The organism is Halorubrum lipolyticum DSM 21995 (genome assembly GCF_000337375.1).
GTDB classification, from domain to species: Archaea; Halobacteriota; Halobacteria; order Halobacteriales; family Haloferacaceae; genus Halorubrum; species Halorubrum lipolyticum.
The window spans coordinates 63,464-85,605 of the sequence record NZ_AOJG01000015.1 but is presented as its reverse complement, the minus strand read 5'-3'; the positions used below and the strand labels follow the sequence as shown (position 1 = coordinate 85,605).

Below are 22,142 nucleotides of genomic sequence, written 5' to 3'. Positions count from 1 at the left end.
GGTGACTCGGGGGCGCGAACCGCGATAGCATTTTTCAAACGCCTCGACGAAGAACCCCCCGCTACATGTCCCTCCTCCCCCGCTGGTTCGAGAGCCAGCCCTTCCAGAGACAGATCGTCGTCGCCGCGCTCGTGCTCGACCCGCTCGGATTCGTCTCCGGCTACCTGCTCGCGCCCGAGTTCGGCGTCGAGCCGATCCTCGGCGGCGTGTACGGGCTCGTGGCCGCGAGCCTCCCGCTGTCGCTGCTCGTGATGCGCGAGGCGAACCGGCAGTAGCCGGGGCGTGAGAACGTCCTCGGATCAGGCGTCGAGCACTTCGATCAGGTTCCCCTCCGGGTCCCTGACGAACAGGACCGTCGTCCCGGTCTCGGTCGTCTGCGGCGGGCTCAGCGTCTCCACGTCGTCGTTGAGGTCGGCGTAGAAGCCCTCCACGTCGTCGACGGAGAGGCCGAGGTGAGTCGCGCCGGGGCGGTTCAGTTGGGGAGTCCCGTCCGACTCGGCGGCGGGGTCGTACGCGACGAGTTCGATGCGGATACCGTCCGCGTCGAGGTGCGCGAACTCCGCCGACGCGCCCTCGACGGCGACCGCCTCGGCGAAGGCGTCGCCGCCGACCGCGAACTCGGTCAGGGGGTCGAGATCGAACGTCTCGGTGTAGAAGTCGACGGCGCGGTCCAGATCGGAGACGGTGATCCCGACGTGGTGCGCGGTTGGGTCGGACACGGTCGGTGGATCGGCGGTCGGCGAGAAAACGATGTCGACCCTCGTACGTGAGCGATTTATAAGTGAATGACTGGCGATCGACGGAGAACACCGCCAAAGCCCCAGCCGCGAGGACGCCGTACGCTCGCTGTGCTCCTCAGTCGCTCGTTTCACTCGCTCCTTGCGGTGCTTGGCGTCGTCATCAGAACGCTTTGCGTTCTGATTGGCTCACGAGAGCTTTGCTCTCGTGAACGCCTGCGCCGTCCTCGCGGCTGCCCCTTTGAGTCCCACCCACAGCACCGCCGGAAGACGGTCACGCGGTTTCACCGCGTGAGCAAGCGAGACCTTCGGTCTCGCCCTGGTCCTGCTCGCTCACTCCGTTCGCTGCGCGGGCTGCGACTTCCGTGCTCCCGCTCGCTCCGCTCGCGGGACCGCAACCGCGCCTCACGCCTCCCCAGCCTCGCGGCTCGCTCGGGGCTCCCTTCGGTCGCCCGCGTCGCTCGCCGCGTCCAGCGAGGGACCTTCGGTCCCTCTGGCAGCCGGCGCGGAGCGCCGGCGACCTCGCGCGCGCACCTCGCGCCCTCCGGGCGCTCGGCGGCACGCGCCAACCGCATTTCCTATTTATAAGTCGTCGCTGCCGTCAGCGGGTCGACGCACTACCGGCAGCGACCGAGCGGTTCCGTCCGTTTTTAAGCGTCACCGGGGTATCCACGGGCGATGAACCTCGGCCGGGTCAGGGAGTACGACGTGCTCGTGCTCACGGCCCTGATCTGGTTCCTCGGGAAGTTCGTGCGGTACGCGTTCCCGCCGCTGTTCGAGCCCCTGCAGGCGAGTTACGGCGTGAGCAACGCCGCCGTCGGCGCGGCGTTCTCGGGCTTCATGGCCGTCTACGCCCTCCTGCAGTTCCCGAGCGGCGCGATCGCTGATCGGATCGGGGCGGTCCGGGTGATCGCGGCGGGCGCGGCCGTGGCCGGCGTCGGCGCCCTCTCGCTGATCTTCGATACCCCCTTCGCGGTGCTGGCGGCGGTGATGCTCGTGATCGGCGCGGGGACGGGCGCGCACAAGACGGTCGCGGTGCGGCTGCTGTCGCGGGTGTACCCGGTCCGGACCGGACGCGCGCTCGGCGCCCACGACACCTTCGGCGCGCTCGGCGGGGTGGCCGCACCCGCGGCGGTCACCCTGTTCGTCGCCGCGCCGCCCGCCCTCGCCGCGCTCCTCTCGCGGCTCCCGGGCGCGGACTGGCGCGGACTGTTCGTCGCGACGGGCGTCGTCGCGCTCGCGCTGGCGGCGGCCTTCTCCCTCCGGGTTCCGGGCCGGCTCCCGGCCGACGCCGACCGCGGCCCGGAGCGGGAGGGCCCGGACCCGAGCGCGCGCGACTACCTCGCGCTGTTCGAGGACCGCCGGCTCGCGGCGTTCGTGTTCGCGACGGTCGCCGCCTCGTTCGCGTACAACGGGGCCGTCGCCTTCCTCCCGCTCTACCTCTCGCGGGCCGCGGGGCTGTCGAGCGCGACCGCGAACCTGCTGTACTCCGCGCTGTTCGCGGTCACCTTCGTCCAGCTCGTCTCCGGCGACCTCTCCGACCGCCTCGGCCGCTTCCCGGTGATGGTCGCGACGCTCGCGCTCGCCGCCGCGGCCCTCGTCGGCGTCGTCGCCGGGACGGGGGAAACGGGGTCCGGACCGGCGGTCCTCGGCGCCTTCGTTGTCGCGTTCGGCCTCGGGTCGCACGGGTTCCGTCCCGTCCGCGCCGCCTACCTGATCGAGGCGCTCCCCGACCGGCTGGCCGGCGGCGGGCTCGGCGTGGTCCGGACCCTGTTGATGGGCGCCGGCGCGCTCGCCCCCGCGACCGTCGGCGCCGTCGCCGACGCGTCCGGGTTCCGGCCCGCGTTCGGGCTGCTCGCCGGGGCGGTCGCGCTCGCGGCGGTCGTGGCGGCGGGGCTCTGGGCGACCGAGTAGGGGAGGGACAACCGAAACGACCATTCCCCGAGCGGGCGACCCTCGCGTATGCACGTCGTCGTCAACGCGGCGCAGAGCGTCGACGGGAAGCTCGCGACGCGGCGCCGGGAGCAGCTCCGGATCTCGGGGCCCGAGGACTTCGACCGCGTCGACCGCGTCAGAGCGGCCGCGGACGCGGTGTTGGTCGGGGTCGGGACCGTCCTCGCGGACGACCCGCGCCTCATCCTTGACGAGGAGGACCGCCGCGTCGAGCGCCTCCGGAACGGCCGCCCCGGCAACCCCGCCCGCGTCGTCGTCGACTCGACCGGACGGACGCCGACCGACGCCCGGATCCTCGACGACGCGGCGACGACCTACCTGCTCGTCTCTCCGGCGACGCCGGCCGAGCGCCGCGAGGCCCTCGAGGCCGCCGGCGGCGAGGTCGTCGTGGTCGAGAGCGGGAGCGGCGAGAGGAGGGCCGACGAGCCCGACGGCGACCACGTCGACCTCGCCGCCGGATTTGAGGCGCTGGCCGACCGCGGCGTCGACCGGCTGATGGTCGAGGGCGGCGGCGAGGTCATCCACTCGTGTTTCGCGGCCGGACTCGTCGACGAGCTCCACGTGTACGTGGGGTCGTTGGTGATCGGGGGACGGGACGCGCCGACGCTCGCCGACGGCGAGGGGTTCACGGAGTCGTTCCCGCGGCTCGATCTGGTCGGGACCGAGCGGCTCGACGACGGGGTCGTGCTCTCGTACGAGGTCGGAGCGGACTGATACGTCCCGGTCCGTGTGTGATCGGTAATCACGGATCGGCGGGTACACGGTCCGTGCTACCGTCTTACACCCGATTCACCGAAGTATTTATATGTCGCCCCGCGGTAGGATCTGGTACCAGAACGCCTCCGGCGCTGGTGGGATCGCACGCTGAAATGAACGGGAGCTCTTGTGTACGGCTTAACGCACGACGGCGAGCGAGCGCCATCCCCGGAGCGGTGATGGAGAGATAAAAAATGGTAACGAAAGAAGAAGTCATCGAAGAGTACGAGATCGAGGCGATGGACGAGGCGGACAACGTGGACCTTTCTGAGGACGACCTTGAGAACGGGTCGAAGGGTCAGCTCATCAAACGCGCCGGGCAGCTGCGAGACCGACGCAACGAGCTGAACCAGATGGCCTCCGAGCGCGCCTCCAAGCGCGACGACCTCAACGCGAAGACGCGCGAGAAGGTCGACGAGGCCCAGGAACACCGCGAGAAGCGCGACGAGCTCAACGAGCAGGTCCAGGAGCACAAGGACAAGCGCAACGAGCTCAACGCCGACGCCAACGAGCTGTTCGACGAGGTCGAGGAGCTCAAACAGGACATGGAGCTCGGCTCCGGCAAGTCCATCGAGGAGCTCAAAGAGGAGATCGAGGACCTGGAGTTCCGTCAGCAGACGGAGGTCCTCGACGCCGAGGACGAGCGCGAGCTCATCGAGAAGATCGACGAGAAGCGCGAGAAGCTCGCCGAGAAGAAGGAGAAGGTCGACGACACCAGCGAGCTCGACGAGCTCGTCGAGGAGGCCGAGGAGGTCCGCTCCGAGGCGTCCCAGCACCACCAGAAGGTGACGGAGCTCGCCGACAAGGCCCAGGAGCACCACAACCAGATGATCGAGGCCTACCGCGAGGCCGACGACATCCGCGACGAGGCCGACGAGATGCACGAGCTGTTCGTCGAGGCCCAGGAGGCCGCCGACCAGCACCACGAGGACTTCGTCCGCGTCCAGAAGCGCCTGCGCGAGCTCGACAAGGAGGAGGAGAAGGAGCGCAAGGACGAGCGCGCCGAGAAGCGCGAGGAGGAGAAGGAGGAGGCCGAGGAGATCTACCAGAAGTTCAAGGAGGGCGAGACGCTCGACACCGAGGACCTGATGAAGCTCCAGAAGACCGGTCTGCTGTAAGTTCGGTCGAATCGACGTTTCTGCGGCTCTTTTGCGACGCGCCGAGTACCGCTTAGCGCGCGGTCACGGTCGGTCCGTGCGGGGCGGTTCCTCCTCGGAGACGAAGCGGTCGTACGCGGACGTGAACTCCGCGTCCGCTTCGGTCGCCTCCTCCCACGCGGTGAGCCCGCGTTCCGCGGCCGTCCCCGCTATCGAGTTGTCGAGGAAAAACGCGACGAGTCCCCCGACGGCCATGCCCGTCGACCCGATGACGTAGATCGTGTTCGCGACGACGTCGACGCCGAGGAGGGGACCGAGCAGGAAGCTGTCGGCCAGTCCCTGTTGCAAGGCGGTCGCGCCCCCGACGCTCCGCAGGTACTCCGGGACGGCCAGCCCGGTGAAGAGCGCGATGCCGATAATGAAGATGTTGCGCGACGAGTCGAGGTCGACGTACTTGAGGTTCGAGAGGCCGACGCCGACGATCTGAGCGAACATGGCGATGTAGAGACCGCCGATGATCGGGCTCGGAATGGTGGCGACGAGCTGTCCGAAGTAGCCGACGAACCCGACGACGATCATGAGCGCGGCACCGATCTGGACGACGTACCGCGAGGCCACACCGGTCAGACCGATGGCGCCGATGTTCTCGGAGTACGAGGTCGATCCGCCGGTACCCATCACCCCGGAGAAGACGTTCATGAGTCCCTCCATCCCGATGCCGTGAGTCATCCGTTCGCTGCTGGGAGCGCCCATGCCGGAGAGGCGGGCGACGGCGTGGTAATCGCCGATCGACTCGACGATCGAGGCGGCGACACCGGCGAGCATCCCGATGACGAACGCGGGCGTTACGCTCGGGACGCCCCACTGAAGCGGATAAATGAGGTGAACCGGGTCGGCCGCGGCGACGCTCGCCAGATCGACGTACCCGGGCGCGTCCGCCCCGAAGACGCCGAAGACCGACAGGGCCGCGGCGAGTATCCACGCGACCACCATCCCGAGGAGGACCGGGAACAGCTGGAATATCTGAGACCGCCCTCCGAGGTACTGCGAAAACAGGACGATGGTGGCCAGCGTCAGGCCGACGAGCCACCAGTTCTGATCGGTCGTGGTGATCTCGGGCGCGTTGAACAGCGACAGGCCGATGAGGACGATGACCGGCACGATGACGACCGGAGAGAGGTGTTTCCGCAACCGGCCGACGAGTCCGAGATAGCCGATCGCGACCTCGGCGAGCGCGGCGACGATGATCGCGCCTTGGAGTTGGAGCAGCGCCGCCCGCCAGGCGACGATACCCTCCGGCGGGTTCGCCGTCACGACGCCGATGACCGCGAGCGCGGGCGCGAGCATCGAGAACGGCGCGCCCTGCACGATCGGGTAGCGGTTGCCGAACGTCGTCTGCGCGAGCGTCGCGATTCCCGAGACGACGAAGAACGTGCCGACGAAGCGCGGAATGACTTCCTCGGGCATCCCCATCGCGCCGGCGAGGAGAAGCGGCACGGCGATGTTCGCGCCCACCATCGTGAGGTAGTGTTGAGCGCCCAGAAGGAGCGATTTTCCGAACGGGGGTCTGTCGTCGATACCGTACTGAACGAACGCCTCTTCGTCCTCGTTCCCTGCCATCCCTGTCGCGTTCATCAGTACAGGGGTACAAAAACTCGGTCTTTGGAGCGTGTCAGACGGTGGAGTTCGGTCTCAGCGCTCCGGACCGGAGTCGGACCCGCGACGCCGCGTCTGGCGGCGAGCGGGGGTCACTGGCCGCCGGCGACGGCCGACAGCATATATAAACGGCCGCACGTCTAATCGGGGGCATGGCAAGCGATGCGCGTTCGACCGGAAAGGGCCTCCTCGCGGCAGCCGTGATCGGAGCGACGGCGACGGTGGCGGGCAAGCGGCTCCTCGCCCGGCTCACTCGCGGTCGGTTCGGCGAGACCGAGGAGTACAACGCGGCGAAGGTGACGGTCTCGGGACCGATCACCCGCGACGCCGGCCGCCCGTCCCCGCTCTCGGGGCCGGGCGGGGCGACCGCTGACGACGTGGTCGAGCAGATCGAGGCGGCCGACGAGGACGAGGACGTGGAGGCGCTCGTCGTCGAGCTCAACACCCCGGGCGGCGAGGTGCTCCCGAGCGACGACATCCGGCGCGCGGCGGCCGACTTCGACGGCCCCACGCTCGCGTACGCCACCGACACCTGCGCGTCCGGCGGCTACTGGATCGCGAGCGGCTGCGACGAGCTGTGGGCGCGCGACGCGAGCCTCGTCGGCTCGATCGGCGTCGTCGGCTCCCGCCCGAACGCGGCCGGGCTCGCCGACAAGCTCGGCATCTCCTACGAGCAGTTCACCGCCGGCGAGTACAAGGACGCGGGCGTCCCGCTGCGGGAGATCGAGGAGGACGAGCGCGAGTACCTGCAGGGGATCATCGACGGCTACTACGAGCAGTTCGTCGAGACCGTGAGCGAGGGCCGGGACATGGACCCGGAGGCGATCCGAGAGACCGAGGCGCGCGTCTACCTCGGCAGCGACGCCGCGGAGATCGGGCTCGTCGACGAGCTCGGCACCGAGGACGACGTGGAGGACCGGCTCGAAGCGCTGATCGACGCGGAGCCCGAGGTCCGCGAGTTCACGCCCGAACGAGGGATCGCGGAGCGGCTCGGCATCGGCGCGGAGCGCGTCGCGTTCGCGGCCGGGAGCGGCGTCGCGAGCGCCTTCACGAGCGAGGGCGGCGACGTCGAGGTCGAACTGCGGTAAGGTCGATGCCGAACTGCGGTAAGCGGGGCGCGGAACCGGGCGAAAGTGTGATACTGGGAGTAGGCCTCACGCCGATCCCCCGGCGACGGGGAGCTTTTTATCCGGGCGGATCGACAGTCGGAACGTGACGACGCTGGTCATCTGCATCGACCGCTCCGGGGCGATCGGGCGGGCCACCAACGTCCCGATGCCGGTCGCCGGCTGGGAGGCGGTCCGCTCGCTCGTCACCGACGCCGGGCTGAGCGACCCGGAGGACGCCAGCGTCAACTGCCTGCTCGAATCGCTGCGGGTCGCCCGCGACCTCCGAGACGAGCGCGAGGAGGCGGTCGTCGCGGTCGTCTCGGCCGAGAGCGACACCGCCGTCGGCGCCGACCGCTCGATCGCCGCGCAGCTCGACGACCTCGTGGACCGGTACGACCCCCGCGCCGCGATCGCCGTCGTCGACTCCGCCGAGGACGAGCAGGTGCTCCCGATCGTCGAGTCGCGGATGCCCGTCGACTCGGTCGACCGCGTCGTCGTTCGGCAGGCCCGCGACATCGAGTCGACCTACTACCTGCTCAAGCAGTTCCTCGCCGACGAGCAGCTCCGGTCGACGATCCTCGTCCCGTTCGGGATCGCGCTCCTCCTCGTGCCCGCGTTGTTCTACTGGTTCTCCGCCGGCGAGGCGATCGCCGGGGTCGCCGGGCTGCTGGGGGCCGCGCTCCTTTATAAAGGCCTCGCGATCGACCGGTTCGTCGCGGGGATGCCCGAACGGGTCCGCGAGGCGCTGTACGCCGGCCAGGTGTCGGTCGTGACGTACGTCGTCGCCGGGGGGCTCGCGCTGGTCGGGGGGTTCTTCGGCGTGCTCTCCGCGTCGGAGCTGGGCGACGCCCCGGCGCTGGTCGAGGCGGTCGAGTTCACGTACGCCGCGGTCCCGTGGTTCGCGATCGCGGGCGTGACCGCGGCGGTCGGGCGGCTGCTCGACGAGCTGATCCGCGACGAGGGGATCCGGACGCCGTACCTCAACCTCCCGTTCGTCATCGTCGCGGTCGCCCTCGTCGTCCGCGGGTTCGCCGGCTACTTCCTCGCGCAAGAGGCGATCCACGACCCGTTCGAGATGGGGGGGATCGCCGTCACCCCGGTCCAGCAACTCGCCGCGTTCATCGTCGGCGGCATCGTGGTCTCGCTCGCGGGAGTCAAGCTCGCGAGCGACGTGGGCACGGAGACGCTGGAAGACGTGATCGACGCGGACCGGGAGACGGACGGGAAGTGAAGGGCGCCCGATTCCCGCGGTCTCCCCGCGTCGACCGCGCCTGATTCCCGCGGTCTCCCCGCGTCGACCGCGCCTGATTCCCGCGGTCTCCCCGCNGGTCTCCCCGCGTCGACCGCGCCTGATTCCCGCGGTCTCCCCGCGTCGACCGCGCCTGATTCCCGCGGTCTCCCCGCGTCGACCGCGCCCCTTTTGTCGGTCGCGGTCGCGTGAGCGGGCATGGACGTGTACGGACTCATCGGGAACCCTGTCGGTCACTCGCTGTCGCCGCCGATGCACGAGGCCGGCTACGGGTCGCTCGGGATCGACGCGCGCTATGTGACGTTCGAGCCGGCCCCCGACGACGCCGCCGCGGCGATCGAGGGGGCCGGCGCGCTCGGGGTCGCCGGGCTCAACGTCACGGTCCCGTTCAAGCAAGACGTGCTGGCGGCGGTCGACCCCGCCCCCCTCGCCGAGCGGATCGGCGCGGTCAACACCGTCGATTTCGGCCCGGTCCGCGACGGCGACGCCGACCGCCCGCGCGGCCACAACACCGACGCGGCGGGCGTGAAACGGGCGTTTTCTCATCACGATGTCGAACTCGAGGGCCGGGACGCGGTCGTCGTCGGGGCGGGCGGCGCGGGGCGGGCGGCCGCGTTCGCGCTGGCCGACGCGGGTGCGACGGTCCGCGTCGCGAACCGCACCGCGGAGCGAGCGGTCGAGTTGGCCGAGGCGGTCCCCGGCGCGACCGGCGGCGGGCTCGACGACCTCGGCGACCGTGTCGCCGCCGCCGACGTGCTGGTCAACGCGACCAGCGTCGGCATGGACGAGCCCGAGGCGACGCCGGTGCCCGCCGACCACCTCCACGGCGACCTCGCCGTGCTCGACGCGGTGTACGCGCCGATCGAGACGCGGCTCCTGCGGGAGGCGGCCGCCGCGGGCGCGGCGACGATCGACGGGGCGTGGATGCTGCTGTTCCAAGGCGTCGAGGCGTTCGAGATATGGACCGGCACGGACGCGCCGGTGGAGGCGATGAACGCGGCGCTGCGGGCGGAACTGGAGTAGAGTAATACTTCTGACCAGCGGTCGGACGTATTACCTACACAGCCGTACTGAGTCAGTTTGGGAGAAAAGTAAGTCGTGTTGCGGAAATTAGTTCGGGACGTTGTTCGGTGAACTAGAACCTTCACTGTGGACGTCGGCGATCTTGTACGGGTTGAGAACGTCTTCTGCGATCGCGGTTTTATCACTGTGGTGGTATTTGAAGTGTACAAATACCTCTCGTTTCTGCCCGAGCAGGCCTTTGGTTTCTTGTACGAGTTCAACGATATCGTAGCGAGAACCGTGACCGGCGACGCTCCGGATCAGAAAGTCTGCGCCATCAACGCGTTTGAGCGTCATCTCCTGGTCGAGAAGGTCAACGTACTCTTCGGCAGTCATGGTGGAGTCGAGTTCCCAGACATGATCTGGAGTCGGGATATTGGATGACATTGTGTGGCGTGTGGTTAAACATACACGCGCTTATGTGTAGTGGTGGTGTGAGGAGTAGTCTGTTCGGTTTGCCGAACAGGCTACCCTTACAGCACAGTAGTCGGGCGAGGTCACGGGCCGCGACCGAGTTACAAAAGCGTCGGGCTCGCGAGCAGACCCGCCGCGACGATGAGCGCAACGGAGAGCCCGGCGGCGCCGTAGAAGAACGGCTTCGCGTCGCGGGCGGGCTCGCGGAGCTTCCCGGCGTCGAGCCCGTCGGTCAGCTTCCCGCTGCCGACCTCGACGAGGCCGGTAATAAGGAACCACAGGGCGATCATCGTCAAGACGAGGTGTCCGCGGGCGCTGCCGGTGAGCGACTCGAACGTGTAGAGGGTGCCCGCCATGTGGCCGCCGGTGGCGATGAACGCGAGCGCGGCGATCCGGGTGATCCACCGGAGCCGGCCGACGATCGATCCGAGGGCGCCGCCGTCGATCTCGCCGCGGAGCGCGGGCGGGAGCACCGCCAGCGCGACGAACAACACGCCGCCGGTCCACAGCACCGCGAAGCCGACGTGGACCGACCACATGACCGGGTTGAGAGCGTTCATACCTCCCGTACGCGCCGGCGATCCTTATAAATCGGCGGGACGCGGTCGACGGGGGACGGTCGGCAGAGAAGTGGGCGGTCGGCGGAGGGGTGGAGATATAAGTGGGCGGTCGGCGGAGGGGTGGAGATGGTTGGCGGAGGGAGCTGAAACGACTGTCGAGCGACGCGACCGGCGACGGAGACCCGCGATACGTCCCGGCGGCGACGGCTTTTAAATATCCGACGTTCGTATCTGCCGTCGATGGCCCTACTGCAGAAGCTCAAAGAGAAGCTCGGGTTCGGGAGCGGTCCCGCCGAACGCGAGGAAACGGACCCGGAAGTGACCGTCGAGCGCGATCCGGAGCCGGAATCGGAGTCTGAGCCGGAGCCGGAACCCGAACCGGAGCCGGAACCCGAACCGGAGCCAGAGTCGACGGACGAGCCCGACGACGCGGCCGCGGACGAGGAATCGGCTGCCGACGAGTCGGAGTCGACGGACGAGTCCGACGGCGACGAGCCGGACGACGAACCCGTCGCCACCGGCACGGAGGCGGCCGCCTCGACCGACTCGCTGGTCGACGAGGAGGGGGCCACCGAGGACCCGTCCGAGGCGGCCGAGCCGGCGGAGGCCGCGGGGATCGCCGATGAGGAGGTCGCCGTCGACGACGACGAGACGGGCACGGATGTCGAGGAGCTCACGGGTATCGGGCCGGCGTACGCGGAGCGGCTCGCCGAAATCGGAATCGACACCGTCGCGGACCTCGCGGCCGCCGACGCCGAGGCCGTCGCCGAGGGGACGAGCGTCGGCGAGAAGCGGGCCGCGACGTGGATCGACCGCGCCAAGGAGTTCTGAGGCGACCGCCCGCGACCGGTTCCGAGACCGCCGACCGCAACTGTTTCGTCGCCCCCGCCGAACCGAGTCACATGCAGCGATCGGCACACACCGACCGGGACCGGTTCCGCGAGGTCGCCGCGGCGGCGCCCGCGGGAGCCCGCGTCCCGGTCGAGCGTCGGGTCGCCGTCGACGACCCCTTCGCGGCCTACCGGCGCGCCCGCGACGGCTCCGGCGGGTTCTGCTACGAGACCACCGGCGGCCAGTCCGGCTGGGGGTACTTCGGCGTCGACCCGGTCGAGCGGCTCACCGTCTCCGGCGACGCGGCGGTCGCGTCGGAGGGCGGGAGCGAGGCCTCCACCGGCGACTACCGACGCCCGAGCCCCACGCTCGCGGCGCTGGAGGGGGTCATCGACGGCGAGGCGCTCGCGCGCGGCGACTGCGACGTTCCCTATCCGTGCGGCGCGTTCGGGTGGCTCTCGTACGACGCCGCCCGCGAGCTGGAGTCGTTCCCGGAGCCGGCGCCGGCGGGTCCCGGCGCGGTCGACGACCGGGGGCTCCCGCGGCTCCAGGTCGGCGTCTTCGACCGCGTGGCAGCGTGGGAGTGTCCCGTTTCCGACGCCGCCGAGGCCGTCACCCTCCGCGTGACCGCCTGCCCGCGCGTTCCGGAGGGAGTCGACGACCCGGACGCCGACCGCGACGCGCTCGACGCCCTGTTCGACGATGGCGCGTCGCGCGCTGACGACCTGATCGACCGGATCGAGTCGGGCGACCCCGCGGTCGGGCCGGCCCCCGATCCGGACGCGTCGACGGCGACCTTCGAGAGCGACGTGGGGCGTGAGGGGTACGCCGAGGCGGTCAGTCGGGTGAAAGAGTACGTGCGCGACGGCGACACCTTTCAGGCGAACGTCTCCCAGCGGCTGCGCGCCCCGGCCGCGGTCCACCCCGTCGAGGCGTACGACGCCCTCCGGAGAGTGAACCCGGCGCCGTACTCCGGGCTGATCGAGCTCTCGCGGGGGAACGGCAGAGGTGAGGACGATGGGAGCGGGGCGGGCTCGGCGAGTGACCCCTCCGGCGTCGACCTCGTGAGCGCGAGCCCGGAGCTACTCTTAGAGCGGGTTCCGGTCGGGGACGCGGCCGGGCCGGGCGCCGAGCGCGACGCGTCCGACCGCGGAGACCACGGCGACCGCGGCGCCCGCCTCGTCACGGAGCCCATCGCCGGCACCCGGCCGCGGGGCGAGACGCCCGAGGCGGACGCCGACATGGAGGCGGAGCTGACCGGCGACGCGAAGGAGCGCGCGGAACACGCCATGCTCGTGGACCTGGAGCGCAACGACCTCGGGAAGGTCTCCCGGTTCGGCACGGTCGACGTGGCGGAGTACCGCCGCGTGGACCGGTACAGCGAGGTGATGCACCTCGTGAGCCTGATCGAGGGGGAGGCGCGGCCGGACGTGGGGCTCGCCGACGCGATCGCGGCGTGTTTCCCCGGCGGGACGATCACGGGCGCGCCCAAGCCGCGGACGATGGAGATCATCGACGAACTGGAGGAGACGCGTCGGGGCCCCTACACCGGCTCGATGCTCGCGGCCGGCTTCGACGGGCGGGCGACGCTCAACATCGTCATCCGCACGCTGGTCCGGCGGGCGGCCGAGTACCACTTGCGCGTCGGCGCGGGGATCGTGCACGACTCCGAGCCGGACGCGGAGTACGAGGAGACGCTCGCGAAGGCCCGGGCGCTCGTGACCGCGGTCGACGAGGCGCTCGCGGCCGGCGGGATGGCGGTCGGGGAGGGGAACGCCGATGACTGACGACGCCGATCGGTCGGCGGGGGCCGGCTGGCGACCCGGCGCCGGCGAGTCGGACGCGCGGATCCTCGTCGTCGACAACTACGACTCGTTCGCGTACAACCTCGTCCAGTACGTCGGCGAGGTCGCCGGCGCGGTCGCGGTGCGGCGCAACGACGCGGTCGACGTCGAGGGGATCCGCGCGCTCGATCCCGACGGCGTCGTCGTCTCTCCCGGACCGGGAACCCCCGCGGAGGCCGGGGTCTCGATCGACGTCTTCGAGCTCGAACGGCCGGTGTTCGGCGTCTGTCTCGGCCACCAGGCGCTGTGCGCGAGCCGCGGGAGCCGGGTCGGCCACGCGCCCGAGGTCGTCCACGGGAAGCCCTCGACGATCGCCCACGACGGCGCGGGCGTGTTCTCGGGGCTCCCCGACCGGCTCCGAGTCGGCCGGTACCACTCGCTGTGCGTCGAGCGGGAGGACCTCCCCGACGAGCTGGTCGAGACGGCGCGCACGGACGAGGAGCGCGAGGTCGTGATGGGCGTGCGCCACCGCGAGAAGCCGCACGTCGGCGTGCAGTTCCACCCCGAGAGCATCCTGACGCCGCGCGGGAAGGCCATGGTGGAGAACTTCGTGGAGGTGTGCGAGGATGAGTGAGGAGCCGAGCGGGGCGGACGACGCGGCTGAAGAACTCCGCTACCACGTCGACGGCGAGGTCGTCCCCGCCTCGGCGGCGACGGTCTCCGTCGAGGACCGCGGGTTCGCCTACGGCGACGCCGCCTTCGAGACCCTGCGCGCGTACGGCGGCGAGGTATTCCGGTGGGACGACCACGCGGCGCGGCTCGCGGCCACCTGTGAGACCCTCGGGCTCGACCACGGGCTCGCTGAGTCGGACCTGAGAGCCCGGATCGACGAGACGCTCGCCGCGAACGACCTCGCAGACGCGTACGTGAAGCTGTCCATCACGCGCGGGGTCCAACCCGGGACGCTCGATCCCCGACCCGAGGTCGACCCAACCGTCGTCGTGATCGCGAAGCCGCTCCCCCGCGGCGGCGTCGACTCGGAGCCGGTCGGCGACGGCCCCGCCGCGCTCCAGACGACGAAGACGCGCAAGCCCGCCTCGCGGGCGCTCCCGGCCGACGCGAAGACGCACAACTACCTCAACGGAATCTTAGCGCGGCTGGAGCTGCGCGTGACCGGCGCGGACGAGGCGCTGATGCTCGATCCGGACGGGAACGTCGCCGAGGGGGCGACCTCGAACCTCTTTTTCGCCGACGGCACCGCCCTCAAGACGCCCTCGCTCGACGGGCCGATCCTCCCCGGCGTGACGCGGCGGACCGTGATCGAGATCGCGGAGGAAGAGGGAATACCGGTTGAGGAGGGCACCTACGCGCCGGACGCGGTGCGCGAGGCCGACGAGGTGTTTTTGACTAACTCGACGTGGGAGATCCGGCCGGTCGCGACGGTGGACGGGCTTCGCGTCGACGGCGACGGCGTCGAGGGACCGCTGACCGCGCTGCTCTCGCGGCTGTTCGATCGGCGCGTGGAGGAGCGGTACTACGACGGCGAGCGGTTATAGGGGATTTATAGATGGGCGTTCGGACCGGGACGCTAGCGGCCAAAGGCCTACGTATCGGGTCTACGTGGGTCGGCTATGTCCCTGCGGCGACGAGCCGTCCTCCTCGGCGGTGTGACAGCGGTCGGGTTCGGAGCGGCCGGGTATTACCGACTGACGACGACGACGTGCGACGAGATCGCCTGTTTCGCGTTCGTGTACCACGGAGCGGACGACGCCCCGAGTCGATTGGACATCGAACACACCGGTGGGGAGCGCCAACTCCCCGCAGGAGACGTGTACATCACCAACGTCAGCGTCGACTACGAATCGGGTGAAACGGACACCGTCGCGTGGGCGGAGCTAGACGACGGTATCGGACCGACCGACGCGATCAACGGGGAAGCCATACGGGTGAACCTCGGCTCGGCGGGGATCGTGCAGATCCTCTGGCGGCAGGACGACGTCGAGCGGGTCATCGAAGCGTGGGTGTTCGACGACGACGTTTCGTAGGTGATTGTCGTCCTAAAGAGCGCAGCGAGGAACAACCTCGAAGCCCTAGCCGCTCGCTTATAAGTATCTAATCGCAGATCAACGGCGAGGACCTCTAAAGCCCCAGTCGCGACGACTCGCGCGACTCGCTGCGCGCTTCGGTCGCTCGCAATGCTCGCTCCCTGCAGTGCTTACATCGTCGTGCTTCGTCCTCGCGACTGCCCCTTTGAGTCCCACCCCGCACCGCAACCGCAGCCTCACACCTTCCCAACCTCGTCAGCCGGCCTTCGCTTCGCTCCGGCCGGCTGACTCCAGCGAGGGACCTTCGGTCCCTCTGGCAGCCGGCGCGACGCGCCGGCGACCTCGCACGGGCTCCTCGTGGCCGCCGAGGGCGGCCACTCGGAGGCGCGCGCCACCGCAGAGCTGTTTATAAGGGGTATTTATCGATTTATCCCGCCGGCGCCGTCGACGACCGTCTCGACGTCGCCGGGCGTGATCACCGCGAGGTCGCCGTCAACGGTGCGTTTCAGGGCGGCGGCCGCGGCGGCCCACTCCAGCGAGTCGGCCACGCCGCCTCCGTCGATCCGCTTCGCGAGGTAGCCGGCGACGAACGCGTCGCCGGTGCCGATCGCGTCGACCGTGTCGGCCTCGAACACGCCCTGCTCGTGGATCGCGCCGTTCCGGAGCGCGACCGCGCCCTCCGTGCCGCGGGTGACGACCACCGTCTCGAAGCCGAACGCCGAGGCGAGCCCGTGAGCGATCTCGACCGCGTCGCCCTCGCGGCCCAGCACCTCCCGGGCGTCCCGCCGGGGGACGAACAGGGTGTCGACGTGCTCGAAGAGGTCCTCGTAGGCGGCGCGCGCGGTTTCGGGCTCCCAGAGCTTCGCCCGGTAGTTGAGGTCGAACGAGCGCGTCGCTCCGGCCTCGCCCGCGGCGCGGAGCAGGGCCGTCGTCGTCTCCGCGGCCCGGTCCGAGAGCGCGGGCGTGATCCCCGTCGTGTGGAAGTACTCCGCCGACTCCAGCGCGCCGGTGGGGAGCTCCGCGGGCGTGACCGTCGTGATCGCGGCGTCCGCGCGGTCGTAGATCACGTTCGTCCCGCGCGGCTCCCCGCCGTGTTCGAGGTAGTACGTTCCCAGTCGGCTCGTCTCGGGGTCGGCCCACGACACCCCGGTCCGGACGCCGTGGCTCCGGAGCTCGCCGACGATCCGGCGCCCGAGCGGCGACTCCGGGAGCTTCGAGAGCCAGACGGCGTCGGCGCCGAGCCGCGCGGCGCCGACCGCGACGTTGCTCTCCGCGCCCCCCGCCTGCACGCCGAGGGTCTCGGTGGTCTCCAGCCGCTCGCCGCGCGGCGGCGAGAGCCGGAGCATCGTCTCGCCGAACGTCACCAGGTCCGTCACGCCGACCACCTCGTCTGCGCGGCCGTCGCGGTCGCCGCGGTCACCGTGATCGCCGCGGTCACCGTGATCGCCGCGGTCGCCGCGGTCGCCGCAGTCGCTGCGGTGTGCATACCGGAGCGTCGGCGAGGGAGTACAAAAGGACCCGCGATCGGCGGCGGGGCGGTCCCCGGGGACGAGAGCCGACGCGCACCGCGGCGCCGGTACGCACCGCGACCCGACTCACCGCACCGCCGACGCCAGCGCCACCGCCCCGAACAGCAGCAGCGCGAGCGCGGCCACCGGCTGGTTCCCCGCGGCCGCGAGGTACGCCCCGTAGACGACGGCGACCGAGAGCCCGCCCGCGAGCAGGGTCGTCCCGGCGTGGACCGCGACGTTGCGGCGAGTCCGCGCCTCCCGACCCGCCTGCTCGCCGAGGGAGACCCCGTGGTCCGCGAGGTCCCACGCGAGCGCGAGCGCGACGCCGGCCGCGAGCAGGGGCTCGACCGCTCCGCGGCGGTACCCGGCGACCGCGATCCCGACGACGCCGATCCCCGCGGCCCACGAGAGGATCCGGGGGGACCGCCGGAGCGACCCGGCGAGGAGGGCGACCGTCGCGAGCCCCACGAGCGCCCCGCCGAGAGGGGCGGCGAGGAACGCGGACAGCGCCGCGCCCGCGCCGGCGACGAGGCTCGCGACGACCGCGGCCGTCGGCGGGCGGGCGTCGCGCTCGCGGTCCACGGGCGCGTCGGGCGGTTCCGAATCCCGCGATTCGGCGCCGCCGCCGGCCGCCTCGCGCCGGCTCACCGCGACCACCTCCCGGTGGCCCGCGCGACCGCGACGGGGAACGACCGGTCGCCCCATTCGACGACGCGGATCCCCGATCCGCGCAGCTCTCGGAGCCGCTCGCGGCGCTCGAACGCGACCAGCCGTGTCCCGGGTGTGTCGGCGGCGGTCACGTCCGGCGAGCAGACGGTGACGAGGTGGCCGTGGGCGTCGATCCGGCGCGCGAGCGAGGCCGCGGAGTCGTCGAGCAGCGGGGTGAAAAAGAGCACCTGCGCGTCGGCCGGGAGCCGCCGGCGGAACCGCCGGAGCCACAGCGACCGGTAGAACCGGCCCTCGCTCGGCGTCGGCGCCAGCGCGGGGTCGGTCGCCAGCGTCTCGCGCCCGCGGGCCGCGTGCGCCGTGCCCGCCCCCGGCGAGAGCCAGCAGTCGCGCGGGCCGAGCGCCGCGATCCCGACCCGGTCCCCGCCGTCGAGCAGCGCGGTGAACGCCTGTCCGGCGGCCTCGACGCTCGCCTCCACGGCGGTGTCGGCGTCGGGCTCGGCCGCGGCGTACGCCGACTCTCGGGCGTCGATCAGGAGGACGACGGTCGCGGCGCGCTCCTCGCGGAGCTCGAGCGTCGCCAGCTCCCCCGTTCGCGCCCGCCGGTTCCAGTCGATCCGCTTGAGGGGGTCGCCGCGGCGGTACTCGCGGGTGGCGTGGAACTCGACGCCGGCGCCGCCGACGTCGGTCGGAACCCGGCCGTGGTAGATCGTCGTCAGCCCGCGCAGGGGGAGGTCGCCGCCCGCCGAGAGCTCCGGCGTGCAGACGATCCGTGTGGGGGTCGCGAGCGCGGTCGTGCGCTCCCGAGAGCCGGCCGCGTCCCGGGTGATCGCTCGCGTCGGCTCCCACTCGTGTTCCCCGCGGCTCGCCCGGACGGTGTACTCGAAGGCGGCCGTCGCGCCCGGTCGGAGCGCGGTCGCGATCCGCGCCGGCCCGTCGACGACCTCCAGCCCGGGCGGCACCCCGTCGACGAGCCGGAGGTCCGGCAGGGCGGCGCCGCCGACGTTGCGCGCGCGGACCGTGACGGTCACCTCGTCGCCCGGTGACGGGGCGTCGTCGCTCACGGTTCGGTCGATCTCGACCGTCGCCTCGCGCGCCTCGCCGATCCGCGCGTAGACGACGTAGCCGACCCCGACGGCCCCGGTCAACACGAGCCCGGGCCGGCGGGCGACGACGCCGATTCCGACGAGCGCGAGGGCGACCCCGGCGATCCCGTCCCACCGCGCCGTCTCCGAGCGTCTGAGGGGCGTGCGCTCGGTGCGGCCGTCCTCGCGGCTCTCGGCGGCGGCGCCCGGTGCGTCGTCGCCGGAGTCGTCGCCGTCGGCGGTTTCGACGCTCATCGCGCCGCCTCCGCCGGAGCGCCCGGAGTGTCGGGGCCGCCGGGGCCGTCGGAATCGTCGGAACCAACGGGACCGTCGGAACCGCCATGATCGTCCGGATCGAGCCGCCCGATCGCGTCGATCGCGGCGCGGAGCCCGTACCCGTACCGCGACCGACCGCGGAGCGCGGCTCGGAGACGAGTCCGGACCGGGTAGGACGCGTCGCTCGAGAGGAACGCGGCCGCGGTCGGGTCGTCGGTCCACGTCCCCACCGCCACGGCCCGGTCGGCCGCTCCGGTCGAGCAGTTCCGGTCCCGGGCGACCGCCGCCACCGCGGCGGTCCGGATCCGCTCCCGGAGTTCGCGGCGCGAGGCGTACCCCCCGAGGGAGGCGGCGGTCGTCCGGGCGATCCGCTCGTCGAGGTCGGACCCGGGCACGGTCGCGGGCGCCCGTCGCTCCGGTTCGCCGGGATCGGCGATCCGTCGGTCGCGACCGCGTCGCTCGTTCGCGTATCGGACTCCCTGCGCGACGGCGAGCGCGCCGACGAGGGTGACGACGACGGTGGAGGGATCGATCGCGGCCGCGATTCCGCGATTCGCGACGGCGACGAACCCGACCGCGACCGCCGCGACGCCGACGAGCGCGAGGGGGCGCACTACCCGTCACCCCCGTGTCGCTCCTCGATCCGACGCAGCGCCTCGACCGCTCGCCGCTCGCGGTCGTCGGTCGCGTCCTCGCCGCCGTACCGGACCCGCTCGAAGACCTCGGTGAGCGTCGCGACCGGGGCCTCCTCGACGCCGGCGTCGACCGCCGCGTTCGCGAACTCCGCCGGCGTCGAGGAGGCGGGTCGGTCCACGTCGAGCGCCGCCGTCATGTCGCGCCACGCCCGGTACACCTCGTTGTCGGCGTCCGACGACTCGATCCGGTCGGCGGCTCGCCCGGCGGTGCGCCCGACGGCGGCGAGGTCGCGCGCCGACTCATCGGGGTCGTCCTCGGCGGCCGCTTCGGATCCGGGCGTCGCCTCGTCGTCGCCGCCCGCGAGGAGGAGCACCCCGACGCTCGCGACGAGGGCGACGACGACGACGAGCGCGAACAGGAACTCCGGCGCCGAGGCCGCGCCCTCGCCCCCGCCGGCGCCAGCGCCGCCCGCGGCGCCCTCGGGGAGGATCCCCTCGTCCGGGCCGGCGAAGCCGAAATCGAACTCGCTTTCGGTCGACGACGACCCGCAGGTGGCCAGACCCCACCAGACCAGCCCGATCGGGAGGCCGACCGCGCCGGCGGCCGCGAGGGCGGCGATCGGCGAGCGCGTGTCCCAGTAGGCGATCGCCGCGATCGCGAGGAGGACCCCCGAGAGGACCAACAGGGCCGGGGGCTCGCCGAGGAACTCGTAGCACAGCGGCTGCGTCGCGAGGGACGCCTCGCCGCCGGGCGTCGGGGAGGGACCGGGGTCCCCCGACCCGTCGCCGGCGCTCGGCGCGTCGCCCTCGGCGCCACCGAACCCGCCGCCGCCGAGGCTGACGGCCGAGTCGAGCGTCGCGGCCGCGACGCCGAGCGCGACGACGGCGAGGAGGGCGAGGGCGACGGCGAGGAGGGTGTCCCGCTTCACGTCCGTGGATACGCCGTCCCGGAGGAATAGCTTTCGGCGGGGAACGGAGAGCGGCGTTCGCGAATGGCCCGAACTACCCCTCGGAGCCGTCGACCGCGTCGTCGAGGGGGGTGGTCGGGAACAGCTCGTCGACGTCCGGCTCCGGATCGACCAGCCGATAGGCGGTCCCGTCGGGCTCGACGACGCCAGCGTCCGCGAGGTGATCGAGGTGCGCGAACGCCTCGCCGGGGCCGTGGAGGACGTGGATCTCCGAGAGGTCGCCGAACAGCGCGGCCGACACCTCCCACGCGGTCGCCGGCCCGCCGTCGGCGAGCACCTCGAGCACCCGCCGGGTGCGGTGTCGGTGGTGGTCGAGGATCGTCGCGGCCCGCCGGCTCGGCTCGTCGATCCGCTCGCGGTGGCCGGGGTGGGCCGCGTCGAAGTCGCGTTCGACGATCCGCGCGAGGCTGTCGGCGTAGGCGGCCAGCGGCGCGTCGACGCGCACGTCGGCGCCGCCGACGTTCGGGGTGTACCGCGGGAGGAGCGCGTCGCCCGCGAACAGCTCCTCCCCGGGCTCGCCGGGCTCGACGGACCGGTCGGGCTCGTCGCGGCGGCGGTCGGCCGCGACCGGCTCGTGGTCGGGGACCTCGCGCGGGTCGAAGGCGAACCCCGTGAGGCCGGCCGTGTGGCCCGGGAGGTGCATCGCGTCGAGGGCGACGCCGCCGACCTCGAGGAAGTCGCCGTCGCCGAACGTCGTCACGTCGGCGGGGCGGCCGCTGAGGTCGGCGCTCACGGCGTCGAAGAAGGCGGTCAGCCGCTCCCGGTCGGGCTCGGGCATCCCCCACCGATCGAACGTCTCGCGCTGGAGGTCCCGATCGAGGAACAGCGGCGCCTCGCTGCCGTCGACGAGCGACGCGTCCGCCTCGTGGACGTACACGTCGGCGTCGCCGTCGGCCTGGATCTCCCCGGCCAGCCCCGCGTGGTCGGGGTGCCAGTGGGTGAGCGCGATCGCGTCCACGTCGGCGAACGCGAGCCCGTATTCGGCGAGGCCGGCCTCCAACTCCCCGCGCACGTCCGGGAGCGCGACGCCGGTGTCGACGAGCGCGGTCGTCTCGCCGTCGAGCAGGTACACGTCGTTTGCGCCCTCGAAGACGGTGTTGCCGAGCTGGATCCGTTTCACAGGGAACGGTCGTCGGGAGCCCTTTTGAGGGTTGCCACCGCGGAAATCGGTGGGGCGACCACGCGGAGCGCCCGCGCCGATCCGGACCCTTTTCGAACGCGGACCCCGTGGGATCGGTATGGAGTACCAACCGGGCGTGTGCAACATCGGACCGGCCCAACAGCGACGGCGGCTCCTCCTCGGGGTCGGGTCGCTGCTGCTCGCGGCGGTCACCGTCGCCGCGATCCTCGCGATGGGGTGGCCGCGCTGGACGCTGATCGCCTCGCTGTTCCCGCTGTACGGCGCCGCGATGGGCTACTTCCAGTACCGCGAGCGGTTCTGCGTCGGCTTCGCGGGGATCGGCGTCTTCGACGTCGGCACGGGGACCCAGCAGGTGCAGAACGCGGAGGCGCTCGAAGCCGATCGGCGGCGCGCGGTCCGACTGAACACGAAATCGCTGGCCGTCGGCGCGGCCGGATCGCTGGCGATCTACGGCGTGTCGCTCGTGGCTTTATAAGTGGTTGCTGGCTGTGTCGTGAGTTCCCCTACGTATCCGACCGATCGCTTATAAATGGTTGCTGGTAAATCGGCGGCGAACGCCTCCAAAGCCCCAGTCGCTCACTTATAAATAGCTGCTGGCAGATCGACG

The 22,142-nt window shown here is 71.6% G+C and carries 23 protein-coding genes; 13 read left to right on the top strand and 10 right to left on the bottom strand.

Going from position 1 to position 22,142, the window contains the following annotated elements:
* The first annotated feature begins 65 nt into the window (after positions 1-65).
* A complete protein-coding gene (locus C469_RS06460; protein WP_008004918.1) occupies positions 66-275 on the top strand; it encodes a hypothetical protein in 210 nt (69 codons plus the stop codon).
* Positions 276-299: 24 nt separating this feature from the next.
* Here the strand turns inward: C469_RS06460 and C469_RS06455 are convergent, their stop codons facing one another.
* Positions 300-719, bottom strand: coding sequence for a VOC family protein (locus C469_RS06455; RefSeq protein WP_008004917.1), 420 nt, complete (start codon positions 717-719; stop codon positions 300-302).
* Between the two features lie 696 nt (positions 720-1,415).
* Between C469_RS06455 and C469_RS06450 the strand changes: the two genes are divergently transcribed.
* The 3 genes from C469_RS06450 to C469_RS06440 all read left to right on the top strand — a co-directional run bounded on the left by C469_RS06450 (position 1,416) and on the right by C469_RS06440 (position 4,564).
* Positions 1,416-2,651 (top strand): MFS transporter, encoded by a 1,236-nt coding sequence (locus C469_RS06450; RefSeq protein ID WP_008004916.1) that lies wholly within the window; start codon positions 1,416-1,418, stop codon positions 2,649-2,651.
* A 48-nt stretch (positions 2,652-2,699) separates the two neighbouring features.
* Positions 2,700-3,404, top strand: a complete 705-nt coding sequence (locus tag C469_RS06445; RefSeq protein ID WP_008004914.1) for a 2,5-diamino-6-(ribosylamino)-4(3H)-pyrimidinone 5'-phosphate reductase — start codon at positions 2,700-2,702, stop codon at positions 3,402-3,404.
* Between the two features lie 236 nt (positions 3,405-3,640).
* Positions 3,641-4,564 carry a coiled-coil protein gene (locus tag C469_RS06440; protein WP_008004912.1) on the top strand — a complete coding sequence of 308 codons (924 nt, stop codon included), beginning with the start codon at positions 3,641-3,643 and terminating at the stop codon, positions 4,562-4,564.
* Between the two features lie 63 nt (positions 4,565-4,627).
* Here C469_RS06440 and C469_RS06435 read toward each other — a convergent pair whose 3' ends face one another.
* Complete coding sequence (locus C469_RS06435; RefSeq protein ID WP_049911093.1) at positions 4,628-6,163, bottom strand: uracil-xanthine permease family protein; 1,536 nt, start codon at positions 6,161-6,163, stop codon at positions 4,628-4,630.
* Positions 6,164-6,351: 188 nt separating this feature from the next.
* Here C469_RS06435 and sppA point away from each other — a divergent pair, with 188 nt between their 5' ends.
* The 3 genes from sppA (at position 6,352) to C469_RS06420 (ending at position 9,580) form a co-directional block, all read left to right on the top strand.
* Positions 6,352-7,287 carry a signal peptide peptidase SppA gene (sppA, locus tag C469_RS06430; protein WP_008004908.1) on the top strand — a complete coding sequence of 312 codons (936 nt, stop codon included), beginning with the start codon at positions 6,352-6,354 and terminating at the stop codon, positions 7,285-7,287.
* A 124-nt stretch (positions 7,288-7,411) separates the two neighbouring features.
* Positions 7,412-8,539, top strand: coding sequence for a DUF373 family protein (locus tag C469_RS06425; RefSeq protein WP_008004906.1), 1,128 nt, complete (start codon positions 7,412-7,414; stop codon positions 8,537-8,539).
* A gap of 216 nt (positions 8,540-8,755) precedes the next feature.
* Entirely contained in the window at positions 8,756-9,580 is an 825-nt protein-coding gene (locus C469_RS06420; RefSeq protein WP_008004904.1) for a shikimate dehydrogenase, read from the top strand.
* Positions 9,581-9,667: 87 nt separating this feature from the next.
* Here C469_RS06420 and C469_RS16735 read toward each other — a convergent pair whose 3' ends face one another.
* Together C469_RS16735 and C469_RS06410 are read right to left on the bottom strand one after the other, a co-directional pair.
* Positions 9,668-10,006 carry a hypothetical protein gene (locus C469_RS16735; RefSeq protein WP_147587260.1) on the bottom strand — a complete coding sequence of 113 codons (339 nt, stop codon included), beginning with the start codon at positions 10,004-10,006 and terminating at the stop codon, positions 9,668-9,670.
* A gap of 128 nt (positions 10,007-10,134) precedes the next feature.
* On the bottom strand, positions 10,135-10,593 hold the full coding sequence (locus C469_RS06410) for a hypothetical protein (RefSeq protein ID WP_008004900.1): 459 nt from the start codon (positions 10,591-10,593) through the stop codon (positions 10,135-10,137).
* 240 nt (positions 10,594-10,833) lie between these two features.
* On the opposite strand from C469_RS06410, the gene C469_RS06405 reads away from it, so the two are divergent.
* From C469_RS06405 to C469_RS06385, 5 genes are all read left to right on the top strand, one after another.
* The gene (locus tag C469_RS06405; protein ID WP_008004898.1) at positions 10,834-11,424 is read left to right on the top strand and encodes a helix-hairpin-helix domain-containing protein; all 591 of its coding nucleotides are present in this window, start codon (positions 10,834-10,836) and stop codon (positions 11,422-11,424) included.
* 71 nt (positions 11,425-11,495) lie between these two features.
* Entirely contained in the window at positions 11,496-13,211 is a 1,716-nt protein-coding gene (locus tag C469_RS06400) for an anthranilate synthase component I family protein (RefSeq protein ID WP_008004897.1), read from the top strand.
* Positions 13,204-13,842 (top strand): anthranilate synthase component II, encoded by a 639-nt coding sequence (locus C469_RS06395; RefSeq protein ID WP_008004895.1) that lies wholly within the window; start codon positions 13,204-13,206, stop codon positions 13,840-13,842. Before C469_RS06400 ends, C469_RS06395 begins: the two co-directional genes overlap by 8 nt.
* Entirely contained in the window at positions 13,835-14,764 is a 930-nt protein-coding gene (locus C469_RS06390; RefSeq protein ID WP_008004893.1) for an aminotransferase class IV, read from the top strand. Before C469_RS06395 ends, C469_RS06390 begins: the two co-directional genes overlap by 8 nt.
* A 75-nt stretch (positions 14,765-14,839) precedes the next feature.
* Complete coding sequence (locus C469_RS06385) at positions 14,840-15,253, top strand: hypothetical protein (RefSeq protein ID WP_008004891.1); 414 nt, start codon at positions 14,840-14,842, stop codon at positions 15,251-15,253.
* Positions 15,254-15,672: 419 nt separating this feature from the next.
* On the opposite strand, the gene kdgK1 is transcribed toward C469_RS06385, so the two are convergent.
* The 6 genes from kdgK1 to C469_RS06355 form a co-directional block, all read right to left on the bottom strand.
* Entirely contained in the window at positions 15,673-16,638 is a 966-nt protein-coding gene (gene kdgK1 / locus C469_RS06380; protein WP_008004889.1) for a bifunctional 2-dehydro-3-deoxygluconokinase/2-dehydro-3-deoxygalactonokinase, read from the bottom strand.
* Between the two features lie 210 nt (positions 16,639-16,848).
* Complete coding sequence (locus C469_RS06375) at positions 16,849-17,469, bottom strand: DUF7519 family protein (protein ID WP_008004887.1); 621 nt, start codon at positions 17,467-17,469, stop codon at positions 16,849-16,851.
* Positions 17,409-18,770, bottom strand: a complete 1,362-nt coding sequence (locus tag C469_RS06370; RefSeq protein ID WP_008004885.1) for a DUF58 domain-containing protein — start codon at positions 18,768-18,770, stop codon at positions 17,409-17,411. Before C469_RS06370 ends, C469_RS06375 begins: the two co-directional genes overlap by 61 nt.
* The gene (locus C469_RS06365) at positions 18,767-19,405 is read right to left on the bottom strand and encodes a DUF7269 family protein (RefSeq protein WP_008004884.1); all 639 of its coding nucleotides are present in this window, start codon (positions 19,403-19,405) and stop codon (positions 18,767-18,769) included. Before C469_RS06365 ends, C469_RS06370 begins: the two co-directional genes overlap by 4 nt.
* On the bottom strand, positions 19,405-20,355 hold the full coding sequence (locus C469_RS06360) for a DUF4129 domain-containing protein (RefSeq protein WP_008004882.1): 951 nt from the start codon (positions 20,353-20,355) through the stop codon (positions 19,405-19,407). Before C469_RS06360 ends, C469_RS06365 begins: the two co-directional genes overlap by 1 nt.
* A 73-nt stretch (positions 20,356-20,428) precedes the next feature.
* The gene (locus C469_RS06355; RefSeq protein WP_008004881.1) at positions 20,429-21,514 is read right to left on the bottom strand and encodes an MBL fold metallo-hydrolase; all 1,086 of its coding nucleotides are present in this window, start codon (positions 21,512-21,514) and stop codon (positions 20,429-20,431) included.
* Between the two features lie 118 nt (positions 21,515-21,632).
* On the opposite strand from C469_RS06355, the gene C469_RS06350 reads away from it, so the two are divergent.
* Positions 21,633-22,010: a hypothetical protein gene (locus C469_RS06350; protein WP_008004879.1), complete on the top strand. Its 378-nt coding sequence runs from the start codon at positions 21,633-21,635 to the stop codon at positions 22,008-22,010.
* Positions 22,011-22,142 lie beyond the last annotated feature (132 nt).